The 13951-nt window shown below is 34.6% G+C and carries 12 protein-coding genes and 2 rRNA genes; 2 read left to right on the forward strand and 12 right to left on the reverse strand.

What is annotated here, in order from left to right:
* Positions 1 to 420: 420 nt before the first annotated feature.
* Complete coding sequence (rpmB, locus tag A9G38_RS09755; RefSeq protein ID WP_034884345.1) at positions 421 to 657, forward strand: 50S ribosomal protein L28; 237 nt, start codon at positions 421 to 423, stop codon at positions 655 to 657.
* A gap of 15 nt (positions 658 to 672) precedes the next feature.
* A complete protein-coding gene (gene rpmG / locus A9G38_RS09760; protein ID WP_025314526.1) occupies positions 673 to 840 on the forward strand; it encodes a 50S ribosomal protein L33 in 168 nt (55 codons plus the stop codon).
* A gap of 429 nt (positions 841 to 1269) precedes the next feature.
* Here rpmG and gltP read toward each other — a convergent pair whose 3' ends face one another.
* The 12 genes from gltP to A9G38_RS09820 form a co-directional block, all read right to left on the reverse strand.
* Positions 1270 to 2580, reverse strand: a complete 1311-nt coding sequence (gltP, locus tag A9G38_RS09765; protein WP_034913481.1) for a glutamate/aspartate:proton symporter GltP — start codon at positions 2578 to 2580, stop codon at positions 1270 to 1272.
* Positions 2581 to 2668: 88 nt separating this feature from the next.
* Positions 2669 to 5368 carry a DNA topoisomerase (ATP-hydrolyzing) subunit A gene (gene gyrA / locus A9G38_RS09770; protein WP_034913420.1) on the reverse strand — a complete coding sequence of 900 codons (2700 nt, stop codon included), beginning with the start codon at positions 5366 to 5368 and terminating at the stop codon, positions 2669 to 2671.
* A gap of 97 nt (positions 5369 to 5465) precedes the next feature.
* A complete protein-coding gene (locus A9G38_RS09775; RefSeq protein ID WP_034913416.1) occupies positions 5466 to 6044 on the reverse strand; it encodes an SIS domain-containing protein in 579 nt (192 codons plus the stop codon).
* Positions 6045 to 6060: 16 nt separating this feature from the next.
* Positions 6061 to 6432 (reverse strand): YraN family protein, encoded by a 372-nt coding sequence (locus tag A9G38_RS09780; protein ID WP_034913411.1) that lies wholly within the window; start codon positions 6430 to 6432, stop codon positions 6061 to 6063.
* Entirely contained in the window at positions 6398 to 8245 is a 1848-nt protein-coding gene (locus A9G38_RS09785) for a penicillin-binding protein activator (RefSeq protein ID WP_034913408.1), read from the reverse strand. Before A9G38_RS09785 ends, A9G38_RS09780 begins: the two co-directional genes overlap by 35 nt.
* A 21-nt stretch (positions 8246 to 8266) precedes the next feature.
* On the reverse strand, positions 8267 to 9349 hold the full coding sequence (gene rlmM, locus A9G38_RS09790; protein ID WP_034913405.1) for a 23S rRNA (cytidine(2498)-2'-O)-methyltransferase RlmM: 1083 nt from the start codon (positions 9347 to 9349) through the stop codon (positions 8267 to 8269).
* 47 nt (positions 9350 to 9396) lie between these two features.
* Positions 9397 to 10347, reverse strand: coding sequence for an LpxL/LpxP family Kdo(2)-lipid IV(A) lauroyl/palmitoleoyl acyltransferase (lpxL, locus tag A9G38_RS09795; RefSeq protein ID WP_034913402.1), 951 nt, complete (start codon positions 10345 to 10347; stop codon positions 9397 to 9399).
* Between the two features lie 218 nt (positions 10348 to 10565).
* Positions 10566 to 11360: a thymidylate synthase gene (gene thyA, locus A9G38_RS09800; protein ID WP_034913399.1), complete on the reverse strand. Its 795-nt coding sequence runs from the start codon at positions 11358 to 11360 to the stop codon at positions 10566 to 10568.
* Complete coding sequence (gene lgt, locus A9G38_RS09805; RefSeq protein WP_034913396.1) at positions 11357 to 12226, reverse strand: prolipoprotein diacylglyceryl transferase; 870 nt, start codon at positions 12224 to 12226, stop codon at positions 11357 to 11359. Before lgt ends, thyA begins: the two co-directional genes overlap by 4 nt.
* Positions 12223 to 12795 (reverse strand): RNA pyrophosphohydrolase, encoded by a 573-nt coding sequence (gene rppH, locus A9G38_RS09810; protein ID WP_034913393.1) that lies wholly within the window; start codon positions 12793 to 12795, stop codon positions 12223 to 12225. The genes lgt and rppH overlap by 4 nt, the downstream gene beginning before the upstream one ends.
* 230 nt (positions 12796 to 13025) lie before the next feature.
* Positions 13026 to 13141, reverse strand: a 5S ribosomal RNA gene (rrf, locus tag A9G38_RS09815).
* 164 nt (positions 13142 to 13305) lie between these two features.
* Positions 13306 to 13951 (reverse strand): 23S ribosomal RNA (locus A9G38_RS09820); the annotation flags it as partial.

Genomic DNA, 13951 nt, shown 5'->3' on the forward strand with positions numbered 1-13951 from the left:
ATATTTATTATTAAATTAAATCATTTTTTCTAAAATGATGTTAAAGACAGTACATTGTTTTATAATGAATTGTTCGTTATAAGAAAAAAGTAAGTGCTATTACAAAAAATTTTTATAGAAATTTTATCTATCATATTGATTCAAAATGGTTTTAATAATTTTTAGAAATGTTGTTTTAACTAAGAAAATAAATATTATATGAGTTATGCCATTGTAAACTAATTTTATGCATAGGTAAGATAATACTTGAGAATTTGCGCATAACAGCGTATACTTCGCTACCTCATTATTATGGGTGTAGTGTGAGAGGTTAAGCTGCTTCTCAGATAGAACTGCAGTAAACTAAAAGCCTGACGAGGTCAATTCCATTAACATATTACGCCCAGGGCTTAAGCATAGAAATTTCGGAGAATTATTGACATGTCACGAGTATGCCAAGTAACAGGAAAAGGTCCTTTAGTAGGAAATAATCGTTCTCATGCGATGAATGCTACTAAACGTCGTTTTCTACCAAACCTTCAAACTCACCGTTTCTGGATTGAGAGCGAAAAACGTTTTGTAAAATTGCGTGTATCTGCTAAAGGTATGCGTACTATCGATAAAAAGGGTATTGATGCAGTTTTAGCTGAACTTCGTGCCCGTGGTGAAAAGTACTAATAAGGAAACCATATCATGGCTAAAGGTGTACGCGAAAAAATCAGATTAGTTTCTTCTGCTGGTACAGGTCATTTTTATACCACTAGCAAAAATAAAAGAACTATGCCTGAAAAAATGGAGATCAAAAAATACGATCCTGTAGTTCGTCAGCATGTTATTTATAAAGAAGCTAAAATTAAATAGTTATCTAATAAATACTAAAAACCCAGCAAATGCTGGGTTTTTTATATCGATTTGTAGACAAAATTATTGCTATTTTCAATAAAACAATATTAACCTATGGAAAATAACGAGTTGTTTATACTTTATAGTTAAATAATCTCAAAAAAATCAAGGTGCCTTCTAGAAATTACTTAAGCTTTGGTTTTCTATTTTTTGAATCGATAAATACTATATCAGGGTATGTAATTAATGAAATACCTAATTATGAAAAAAGAGAGCATTGCGAAGTTGATTTCTTTCTGATTAGTGGTCACCGATGGTGAAAGAATTGAATCTGACATGACAAAATATTTCTTATTCTTATCAATAATTAAATAGATATATTTTGCGTAAAACTACCTGATAAACAGGTAGTTTTTTGGAGATAAATTAATCTACATAATTATTTCATCATTTTAAATATTGTTGTTCATAAACTCTTGCTTTTTTGTCGTCAAAAGCATGTTCCCAACGTGCAATAACAATTGCTGCTAGTGCATTACCAACCACATTAACTACTGTTCTGCCCATATCTAAAATACGTTCTACCCCCATAATATAACCAATCCCTTCAAGAGGAATACCTACACTACCTAGGGTTGCCGATAAAACAAGAATTGACGCACCAGGTACACCTGCAATCCCTTTAGATGCAATCATTAAAGTGATGACAATAATAACCTGATCCAAAATAGTTAAATCTATGTGGAATAACTGTGCTAAAAAGATAACAGTAATACTTTGATAGAGCGTTGAACCATCAAGATTAAATGAATAGCCTGTAGGTATAACAAAACTAGTTATCGATTTTGGTGCTCCATAAGCTTCCATCTTTTCAATTATTTTAGGTAATGCAGTTTCAGAACTTGCGGTTGAAAATGCAATCACTAATTCTTCTTTCAAGATTTTTAATAATGTAAAAATATTAAATTTGCAAATTTTACAAACAAGCCCTAATACCACTAACGTAAAAATAATCATTGCCGAATAGACGGTTAAAATTAATTTAAGTAGTGGAAGTAATGATTCAAATCCATATTTAGCAACCGTTACCGTGATAAGTGCAAATACACCAATAGGTGCATAACGCATTATCATATTAGTTACTTTAAACATAGTATCTGAAATTACTTTTAAAAATAAAAGAAAAGGTTCACGTTGTTTATCTGGCAAAGACATTAAGCCTAGACCAAAAAAGACACAAAAGAAAATCACAGGTAAAACAGCACCGTCCGTCATAGCTTTAAAGATATTAGCAGGAATCATATCTAATATCATAACAATTAAACCATGAGGTTTACCGCTTAATTCTTCAGCTGCTTGGGTATACTTACTAATGTCTGTCGTTGCAAGTGTTGAGGAGTCAATTCCCGAGCCAGGTGAAAAAATATTTCCCCAAGAAAGACCTAATAAAATAGCAATAGTTGTAATAATTTCAAAATAGAGAATTGTTTTAAAACCTAAGGTCCCTAACCGTTTTGAACCACCAAGACCTGCAATACCTAGAGTTAAAGTACTCAGTATAATTGGCAACACAATCATTTTAATTAACCGAATGAAGATATCGCCTGCAGGCTGAAATATATTTACTATTGAAAATTGATAATATGAATGCAAAGGGTGGTTTGTAGCAGAGAGCTCAAATAAATAAGCACCTACGGCAATTCCTAGAATCAAAGCAATCAAAATTTGCCATGCAAGATTTGTTAATATTTTTTTTATTAAAAATGACATCTAATACTATTCCTTTTTACGATTCTTTAAAATAAAAAAGGATTAGCAAAACTAATCCTTTTAGATTATTAAATAATTAATCCTCGGACACTTGAAGTGAATCGTGCCGTTCATTATTTTCCGATACCTCCGATTCACTTGCGTCATCTTCTGTTTCGGCTATTCGTTGTAATCCCACAACTTTTTCGTTGTCAGCTGTTCGAATAAGCATGACACCTTGAGTGTTACGACCAACAATACTTACCTCTGAAACACGAGTACGAACAAGTGTTCCTGCATCTGTGATTAGCATGATTTGATCGGTTTCATCAACTTGAACTGCGCCAACAACAGTACCATTTCGCTCACTAACTTTGATAGAAATAACACCTTTAGTTGCCCTTGATTTGGTTGGGTATAGTTCTTGCTGTGTGCGTTTACCATATCCATTTTGAGTTGCAGTTAAAATTGCGCCACTACCTCTAGGTACAATTAACGAAACCACTTTATCATCGCTATCAAGTTTTATGCCACGTACACCAGCAGCCGTTCTGCCCATACAACGAACTTTATTGGCTGGGAAACGAACAACTTTACCATTAGCAGAGAATAACATAATATCTTCAGTCGTTGAGATTTCACCAATCAGGTTATCATCTTCTGAGTCAATCTCTTCAACAATGGCATCATCATAAAGTTCTTCATCATCAACAATAGCTGAAGGATCATTGCTAGTTAAATCAACGCCAATTAATTCATCATCATCACGTAAATTAATCGCAATAATACCGCCACTTCGTGGACGACTAAATTCAATTAATGATGTTTTCTTAACTGTACCTTGTGCTGTAGCCATAAATACACAATGTTCATCATCAAATTCTCGAACAGGTAAAATTGCAGTGATTCTTTCATTTTCTTCAAGAGGTAACAAATTAATAATTGGACGACCTCGAGAGCCTCGGCTGGCTTCGGGCAATTGGTAAACTTTCATCCAATATAATCGACCTCGGCTTGAGAAGCAAAGAATCGTATCATGAGTATTAGCAACTAATAGTTTTTCGACAAAGTCTTCTTCTTTGATTTTAGTGGCAGATTTACCTTTACCACCACGACGTTGAGCTTCATAATCTGAAAGTGGTTGATATTTTACATAACCTTGATGGGAAAGAGTAACGACTACATCTTCTTGAGCAATAAGATCTTCAATATTAATATCTGCACTGCTCGCTGTAATTTCTGTTCGTCTAGCATCTTGGAATTGGTCTCGAACGCTTTCCAATTCTTCACGAATCACTTCCATCAAACGTTCTGAGCTAGCTAAAATATGCAATAACTCACCAATTTGAAGCAATAATTCTTTGTATTCATCAAGAATTTTTTCATGTTCAAGGCCGGTTAAGCGGTGTAAGCGGAGATCTAAAATCGCTTGAGCTTGCGCTTCTGATAAATAATAATGTCCATCATGAATACCAAACTCTGGAGCTAAATCTTCTGGTCTAGCTGCATCATTACCTGCTTTCTCTAGCATGGACGAAACATTTCCAAGTTGCCAAGCTTGGCTCAATAATTTAGTTTTTGCTTCACTAGGTGTTGCAGCAGCACGAATGAGCTCAATGATAGGATCAATATTGGCAAGTGCAATTGCTAAACCTTCTAATACATGAGCTCGTTCGCGTGCTTTGCGTAATTCATAAATGGTTCGACGAGTTACAACTTCTCGTCGATGAAGCACAAAAGCTTCTATCATTTCGCGTAAATTTAGGAGTTTTGGTTGACCTTTATGTAAAGCCACCATATTGATACCAAATGAAACTTGTAATTGAGTCAAAGAGAAAAGGTTATTTAATACAACTTCACCAACAGCATCGCGTTTAATTTCAATGACTATGCGCATACCGTCTTTATCTGATTCATCACGTAATGCCGAAATACCTTCTATTTTTTTATCTTTAACTAATTCTGCAATTTTTTCGATCAGTTTTTTCTTATTAACCTGATACGGTATCTCATTAACAATAATGGTCTCACGTCCACTATGATCATCAACTTCTATGGTAGCTTTAGAGCGAATATAAATAATACCACGACCTGTGCGATACGCGTTTTCGATACCTTTTCGACCATTAATTAATGCTGCTGTTGGAAAATCTGGTCCATGGATATACTCCATTAAACCATCGACTGAAATATTTTCGTCTTCAATAAAAGCCAGGCAACCATTGATAACTTCAGAGAGATTGTGTGGAGGAATGTTAGTTGCCATACCAACAGCAATCCCTGACGCGCCATTAATTAATAAGTTAGGAATTCGTGTTGGTAAGACATCTGGAATCATTTCTGAACCATCGTAATTAGGTGAAAAATCAACTGTCTCTTTATCTAGATCCGTTAATAATGCTCCCGCAAACTTTTGCATACGAATTTCAGTATAACGCATCGCAGCTGCCGAATCGCCATCAACAGAACCAAAGTTACCTTGACCATCAACCAACATATAACGTAATGAGAATGGTTGAGCCATACGTACAATTGTGTCATAAACTGCTGAATCACCATGTGGATGGTATTTACCGATTACATCCCCAACAACACGAGCAGACTTCCTATAAGGTTTATTCCAATCATATCCCGCTTCATGCATAGCGAATAAAACGCGCCGGTGAACAGGTTTTAAACCGTCACGGACATCAGGTAAGGCACGCCCAACAATGACAGACATTGCATAGTCAAGATAAGAAGATTTCAATTCATCTTCTATATTAACGGGGGTTATTTCTTTGGCTAGTTCGGTCATAACACCATGTACTCTTATTAATTTAAGTCATCAAAATAGTTCACAATTATAGCATAAAATCACTATTAATGCAGAATTAAACCTGATTTATTTCAGCTTATTTACTGTGAATAAATAGCCTATTCTCGATTAATTGGCATAAGCAATTTAAAATCATGGCATGCATTTCGTATGCCATTACTTTTTTATAAGACGGAATTCTAATTTCAATATCATTCTGGCCTAATAAGCCAATAACTTCACCACCATCAAAAGCAGTTAATGCGACAATTTTCATATCTTTAATTACCGCTTCTTGAACAGCACGAATGATAGAGCGGCTATTCCCTTGGCAAGTTGCTATAATTAAAACATCACTTTGTTGTCCTAATGCTTGAATTTGGCGAGCATAAATTTCCTCATGATTAGCTATAGCACTCAATAAAACATTGTCTGATACTAAAGCCATTGCAGGAATACTTGGTCTTTCAATATTAATACTGGTGATTAAACGTGAAGTAAAGCTTTGTACATTAGCTGCGGATGGACCATTACCACAACTCATAATTTTATTGCCATTAAGTAAACTATCGACAATAATATTTGCGGCCTTTTCAATAGAATAACCAAGTGATTCCGCCATCACTATTTGAGTTTGAATACTTTCAGTAAAATAATTTTTAATTAAATCTTGCACGCTTTTCACCTAAAAATTAAAATGCATTAATAATCCATTTTTGGCTGTGACCTGTAATAGCAAAAACATCAAATCTAAACTCTGTATCTTCGATATTTAAATTTTGCGCTATCATCCATTGTTGGGCAGCCTGCCTAATTTTATTTTGTTTATTTAGTGTAACAGTCATCTCCGCATCACCAAAGTTAGCATTTTTTCGATAACGTACTTCAATAAAAACAAGACATTTATTATCAAGCATAATTAAATCAAGTTCGCCAAAGCGAAATTGGCTATTATGTGCAAGAAGCATAAGCCCTTGCTTAAGTAAATATTGGCAAGCTATATTTTCATAATGCTCGCCAATTTGTTTTTTATTCGCTTTTTGAATCAGATTTATCTTCACCATAAATATATTGCTGCCAAGAGAGTGCACGTGTCACTTCACATTGATCGCTCGTTGATAATTTACCTGTCATACCATCTAAAAAATTAGGTTGATATGAATTAAGTTGATTAAAACGATTTGTTAGTCTCCACGCATCAATGCCCATTGCATACAGGCGAATTAATGAATAATCTTTCTGAATGTTGCTAGGTATATTTGTATTTACCTTATCCATTTGATTTATAACCATAGGGATATCTGCATATTCAGTTTTATCCATATCATAATTAAAGTCATTAGAAGCATTAGCTATATGACTTTTAGAACTTGAATAAAGTGTAACCTCAGATGAGTTTCCAATAGTTTTATTTGCACCCATATCAAGCATTGGCTTTATCAACGTCAATTCATCATATGAAGAATAAACATAAATAGCATCAAATCCAGCTGATACCATTCCCCCTGATAGCGTTTCATCTATTAAAATAGGATTTCCCGTAAGGCTAATCCCTATGTTACGATTCATATTGGCGCTTAGTGTTTGAGTGTTACCAAAGTATTGTACGTAAGCTTGTGAACTATTTGCTGACAATTGTGACCACTGTGCAGCAAAACTTTGTGCAACACGTTTACCCAAATCATTTTGAGGGACTAACAGTAATGGTTTTATTTTATTTTGAGAATAAATATGGTCTGCCGCATCTTTTGCTTCATCTTCAGGAGATAAAGCAAAATAACACATTTTATTTGCAGACGAAGTAGTGTTATCAACCTTATTCAAGGCTAAGACAGGAATAGCTGGCTCTAGTGATTTTAATTCAATAACTTCTTTCTTTAATAAAGGACCTACAATTAACTCAACATTTTGTTCCTGTGCTTGCTGGATTAAAGTATTCATTGGCGCACTAGTTGTATCAAGTATAATCACATTTTGTTGTGGTTCTTGTGGAAAAAACTTAATTCCATCCATGTAACCTTGACGAATTGTTTCACCAAATATACGTGAAGAGCTATTTAATGGTAACAATAATGCAACTTTTTTTGCATTAGCATCAACAGCAAGTGTTTGTTCTCCAGTTAATATCGAGATAATCTCTTTTGCGGGATGATCTGGATATTGTATAGCCCAATTGTTGATAGCTTGTTTTAATAGCTGTTTTTGATTTTCGGATTTTGTGGCAATAATTTCTGGTGTATCATTATCTTGTGGAGTGGGTGCTTTACTCGCATTTTGGTAAGCATAAGCTAAATCAACCCAACCTTGTAATATAGTTTCATTTTCATCAACTAAAATTTTGCGGATTTTACCAGATTTTAATTTACGGAAAAAATTCCATGTATTATTTAATAATTGCCTTTTTTCTGTTTCTGATACATATTTTTCTAATTGAAGATAATCGTGGGCTTGAGCATTAATATCTTTACTATTTATATCCAAACCCAATTTAATAATGTAATAACGATACAGTTGTGAATTAGACAAATTTTCAATAGTTAATTGATTCAGATCAAATGATTTCCTTTTTTTTACAGCGATTTGACCCTCTGATAATAACTTTTCTTTTTGTTGCTCATCATTAAGTTTGGGTGGTAAATTTGATAATAATGTAGTTGCTTGTGAAAATTTATTTTCTTTTATTAGTGCACGAATAGCTAATAATTGCCAATTAATTTTATCTGTTCCAGAACTATTATCTGCTTGTGAAAGATAATAACTAGAATTTTTGTTATCATCAAAGTTAAGAGATTTCTCTGAATTTCCTAAAGTACAACATACCAAAAATGTAAATAATGGTATTATCAATATAGCATAAAAGTAACGTTTCAAGTTCATACCTACTCTCTTATAATTTTGTTATCCCCAAATTCGTTGTACATGAACCGTAATTTCTTCTCGATCATGATAAAGCTGTTTTGCTTGAATTTGTACGTTGATTTTTTTATTATTTAACTCTTTATTTAACGAATATAGATCTTGTTTTACTTCTTCATAACGTTTTTTCATTGGTAATTTGAGGTTAAAAATAGCCTCTCTACACCAACCATTAATTAACCATGTGGCTATTAATTCTGTCACTTTAGCTGGTTTCTCAACCATATCACAAACCAACCAATAAATATTATGCTTTTTAGGTATAAATTTAAAGCCATCTTCCCGATAATGTTTTACTTGTCCAGTTTCCATCAATTTTTCATCCATAGGTCCATTATCAATGGCATAAACCATCATACTTCTTTTAACCAGTTGATAAGTCCAACCTCCAGGACAAGCACCCAAATCAACAGCGTTTAAACCACCTTTTAATCGCTCCTCCCACTCATCATAAGGAATAAAAATATGGAAGGCTTCTTCTAATTTTAATGTAGAACGGCTTGGCGCATCAGAGGGAAATTTTAATCTTGGAATTCCCATATAAAAAGGCGAATTATTTTGACTTAGTGAATAACCAACATAACAACTGGTATTACTAATAAAAAATAAGTGGACAACGGGTCTTGATGGATTCTCAATTTTTAATAAAATACGTTTACTTCTTAATGCTTGACGAAGGGGCACGGTAAATTTACGACAAAAGCCAGAAAGCGCTTTACCTTCATTTGTATCAGCAACTTCAACACGTAGATCGCCAGCTTTGTCAATACATCCAGATAATGCATCAATGATTGGAGAAATACGGTTATCTGTAGGTAAATCAACTAATAGATCACCTGCTACAAACATTTGCCGTGCAAAAATTAGTGTTCGGAAATCTAAATTTTTTATTAATAATTGTGCATCATCATCTTTATAGCATTTAAAAACAACATAACCACTGTTTTCTTTAACTTTAGCAAAGCCATATACTTCTTTCTGAGCAGCTTTATCTGTAATTTCGTTAGCACACTCTTTTTCAAATCCACAACGGCAATAGAGAATAATTTTATTTAGTTTTTGCATATTGTAATTTTTTGCTCTTTCAACAGAAGCTATAAAAAATATTCATATTAATCAGATTGAACATTATCAGTATATAAAGGTGCATCACCTTTTGGACGAGTTTTAAATCTTCGATGTAACCACATATATTGCTCAGGTGCTTTTAGAATTTCTTGTTCAATTGCTTTGTTCATAAAAGTAGCCGCAAGTACATCATCATCAATTGGATAACCTTCAAGCTCTGATGTTACATAAACAGTGTAACGACCATCTTTCTCACGCTTAGGAGTAAATGGTATAATAGCTGGCTGAGCTAATTTCACTAATATACGCGTGCCTACAGTTGTTGCAGCTTTTTTTACTGAAAATAGAGGCGCAAATACACTATTTTTAGGACCATAATCATGATCTGGTGCATACCAAAGTAATTCACCATTTTTTAGTGCGCGGATCATTCCCTTAGTATTATGCCGATCCAGCATATATTTATTTGATTTGAGTCGCCCTTTAAGCTGAACATAATCCATTACAGGATTATCATTTGGACGGTACACACCTACTCCTGGGTGATTCATTCCTAAGATACGTGCACCTAGCTCTAATGTTAGAAAATGAATACCAATAAGTAAAACACCTTGACCTGATTGTTGAACTTTTGTGATATGAAAATCGTCTACAATAGAAACTTTTTTAGCAAGCCGTTTATCAGACCAAAACCATGCCATACCAGTTTCAAAAATTGCTAAACCTGTTGAAATAAAATTCTCACGCAACATCTGATCACGTTCAGATTGTGTTTTTTCAGGAAAACAGAGTTTAAGGTTTTGCCTAGCCGTTTCTTTACGTTTGCCGATTAATTTCATCGAAAGCAATCCTAACCCTTTTCCCAATTGATAAATGATTGGATATGGCAATAAAACGATTAAATATAAAATACCAATACCAAACCACGTTAACCAATAACGGGGGTGTAATAAACTTTTAGTAAAAATAGGGCGAATTTCTTGATTTTGACTCATATTAAGATCAAATTATTATTAATAATACAGTTGCTTATTATATCTTATTTTTCAGGAGCATAAAATAAACAAAGCCTAAGGACGTTATATCATTATTCTGTGACCAAATTTGTTATCAGTTTATATTTAAGTAGCTCACAGTTAAAACTATTCGCTATTCTTAAAATTATCTATTTTTATACTGAAACACATAGTTACCTGAAACTTTTTAACAAAAATTAAACAGCAACAGGCGCTTTGATTGCTGGATACGGTTCATAACCAACAATTTCAAAATCCTCAAATTTATAATCAAAAATTGTTGGAGGTTTACGTTTAATAACCAATTTTGGCAATACTCTTGGTTCACGACCTAATTGCAAATGAGCTTGTTCCATATGATTAGAATAAAGATGTGTATCACCACCAGTCCACACAAAATCACCTGCTTGTAATTCGCATTGCTGTGCAATCATGTGTACCAACAAAGAATAGCTGGCTATATTAAACGGCAATCCTAAAAATACATCACAAGAACGTTGATAAAGTTGACAAGATAGTTTGCCATTTGCAACATAAAATTGGAAAAAGGCATGACATGGTGCTAATGCCATTTGATCTAATTCTCCAACATTCCAAGCAGAAACAATCATACGTCTAGAGTCAGGATCATTTTTAATTTGATCAATTAATTGTGAAATCTGATCTATCTGGCGACCATCAGCCGCTCCCCATGCTCGCCATTGTTTGCCATAAACAGGACCTAAGTCACCATTTTCATCAGCCCATTCATTCCAAATAGTTACCTTATTGTCTTGAAGATACTTAACATTTGTATCCCCCTTCAAAAACCAAAGCAATTCATGAATAATTGAACGTAAATGACACTTTTTAGTCGTAACAAGAGGAAAACCTTCTTGTAAATTAAACCGCATTTGATGCCCAAAAATAGATAGCGTTCCAGTACCCGTTCGATCTGATTTAGGTGTACCTTCATCTAAAATTTTTTGTATTAACGCTAAATATTGTTTCATTGTGTTTTTGCCTTATTATTAAATCTATATGCAAATAAAAGAATAAAAATACCACCAATAATCATTGGTAAACATAATATTTGCCCCATACTGATAATATTTAAAAATAAGCCTAACTGCTCATCTGGTTGTCTAAAAAATTCTATAACAAATCTAAATAAACCATAGCAAAATAAAAATAGGCCAGATACAGAGCCAGTAGGTCTTGGTTTTCGAATAAAAATATTTAAAATAATAAACAGTACTATTCCCTCAAACACCATTTCATAAAGCTGTGAAGGATGCCTTGGTAAAATACCATTTAATTGGGAATAAAGTGAAAACCACTCTGGATGAGACTGAACAAACATAAAATCGGCATGTGATGATGTTGGAAATAACATACCAATCGATGAATCAGTTACTCTCCCCCAAAGTTCTCCATTAATAAAATTACCAAATCGCCCAAACATCAAACCAATCGGGACAAGAGGGGCAACAAAATCACCGACTTGCATAAAAGTTTTCTTTATTCCCTTTGCAAAAAGGGCAATAACGCAAATCGCACCAATTAAACCACCATGAAAAGACATACCGCCTTCCCAGACTTTAAATAAAATTATAGGATCTTTGATAAAAGCTTCTAAATTATAGAAGAAGACATAGCCTAAACGGCCTCCAATAAAAAGACCTAAAAACCCCCAAAACAATAAATTTTCAACCTGTTGTGACGTCCATTGGCTATTTGGCTTATTTGCACGGCGCTTAGCCAAATAAAGTGCACCCAGCACTCCAAATAAATACATTGCACCATACCAATGAAGTGATACCGGACCAATGGAAAAGGCTATTGGATCGAAATTAGGGAATTGTAAATATTGATTCATTTTTTATTACGCTTTTTGTTTTTCCGTTTATTAGCAAAGAAATTAAATCGTTTCTTTTTAGAAATATTAGTTACTGATGTCTCTATTTCAGACTGTATAGCAAACACAGATAAAGAAAATTCCTTCATTGCCTTTCTATAGACATCTCGTTTAAATGCAATCACCTGTCGAATGGGATACCAATAACTAACCCATTTCCAATCATCAAATTCAGGTGCTGAGGATGTATTGAGATTAATGACTGATACATCAGATATTAATTCTAATAAAAACCATTTTTGTTTTTGCCCAATACAAACTGGCTGATTTTCCCAACGGATCATCCTTTTGGGTAACTTATATCGTAACCAACCATTAGTAACGGATAAAATCTTCACATCTTTTGATGATAAACCAACTTCTTCGTTTAATTCGCGAAACATTGCCTGCTCAGGCGTTTCGTTTTGTTTTATTCCGCCCTGAGGAAATTGCCAAGAATTTTGCCCATACCGACGAGCCCAAAGTACTTGACCATACCTGTTACAAATAACTATTCCTACATTCGGACGGTAGCCATCATTATCGATCACTGACTACCTCAAAAAAATTTTCCTTGTATAGCTGAATTGTTTCATACATACAGCAAGAAATAAATAGAAAATAATTACAAAGTGGTAAATACCTTCTTTTTTTGACCGTTTTTTACACTAATTAATATTTATTACTGCATTAATTAATTTTCAATAAACAAAATAATATTTAATAAATACTCCAAAAAGCAAAAAGCCCAGCATGACTGCTGGGCTCTCTATATTTAAAAGTCTGGCGGCACCCTACTCTCACATGGGTAATACCCACACTACCATCGGCACTACGGCGTTTCACTTCTGAGTTCGGCATGGGGTCAGGTGGGACCACCGCGCTATTACCGCCAGACATATTCTGTCTCTTTCAATTAGTATTGATATCTTCTACCATTATCTCATATCAATACCTATCTATCAATTCGGAACAAACTGTTTTTTCAATCTCTATTCTCTTTTCGATGATTTTCTCATCTAGTAATAACTTCTGCGTAACCCAAAACAACTCCGAGTTGTAAGGTTAAGACTCTCGGTTCATTAGTATCAGTTAGCTCAATGTATCACTACACTTACACACCTGACCTATCTACGTCTTAGTCTCAAACGGACCTTACTGAATCTCTTCAGGGAAAACTCATCTCGAGGCTAGTTTCGTGCTTAGATGCTTTCAGCACTTATCTATTCCGCACGTAGCTACCGGGCAATGCAATTGGCATCACAACCCGAACACCAGCGGTGCGTTCACTTCGGTCCTCTCGTACTAGAAGCAAACCCTCTCAATTTTCCTACGCCCATGGCAGATAGGGACCGAACTGTCTCACGACGTTCTAAACCCAGCTCGCGTACCACTTTAAACGGCGAACAGCCGTACCCTTGGGACCTACTTCAGCCCCAGGATGTGATGAGCCGACATCGAGGTGCCAAACACCGCCGTCGATATGAACTCTTGGGCGGTATCAGCCTGTTATCCCCGGAGTACCTTTTATCCGTTGAGCGATGGCCCTTCCATTCAGAACCACCGGATCACTATGACCTACTTTCGTACCTGCTCGAGCCGTCACTCTCGCAGTCAAGCTAGCTTTTGCCATTGCACTAACCTCCTGATGTCCGACCAGGATTAGCTAACCTTCGTGCTCCTCCGTTACTCTTTGGGAGGAGACCG

Origin of the sequence: Gilliamella sp. Imp1-1, assembly GCF_001690415.1 — a bacterium.
GTDB lineage: Bacteria > Pseudomonadota > Gammaproteobacteria > Enterobacterales > Orbaceae > Gilliamella > Gilliamella bombi.

What these genes read in the sequence shown, in the direction of transcription:
- rpmB (WP_034884345.1), top strand. Translation starts at nt 421, where the DNA reads ATGTCACGAGTATGCCAAGTAACAGGAAAAGGTCCTTTAGTAGGAAAT.
- rpmG (WP_025314526.1), top strand. Translation starts at nt 673, where the DNA reads ATGGCTAAAGGTGTACGCGAAAAAATCAGATTAGTTTCTTCTGCTGGT.
- gyrA (WP_034913420.1), bottom strand. Translation starts at nt 5,368, where the DNA reads ATGACCGAACTAGCCAAAGAAATAACCCCCGTTAATATAGAAGATGAA.
- A9G38_RS09780 (WP_034913411.1), bottom strand. Translation starts at nt 6,432, where the DNA reads ATGGTGAAGATAAATCTGATTCAAAAAGCGAATAAAAAACAAATTGGC.
- A9G38_RS09785 (WP_034913408.1), bottom strand. Translation starts at nt 8,245, where the DNA reads ATGAACTTGAAACGTTACTTTTATGCTATATTGATAATACCATTATTT.
- rlmM (WP_034913405.1), bottom strand. Translation starts at nt 9,349, where the DNA reads ATGCAAAAACTAAATAAAATTATTCTCTATTGCCGTTGTGGATTTGAA.
- lpxL (WP_034913402.1), bottom strand. Translation starts at nt 10,347, where the DNA reads ATGAGTCAAAATCAAGAAATTCGCCCTATTTTTACTAAAAGTTTATTA.
- thyA (WP_034913399.1), bottom strand. Translation starts at nt 11,360, where the DNA reads ATGAAACAATATTTAGCGTTAATACAAAAAATTTTAGATGAAGGTACA.
- lgt (WP_034913396.1), bottom strand. Translation starts at nt 12,226, where the DNA reads ATGAATCAATATTTACAATTCCCTAATTTCGATCCAATAGCCTTTTCC.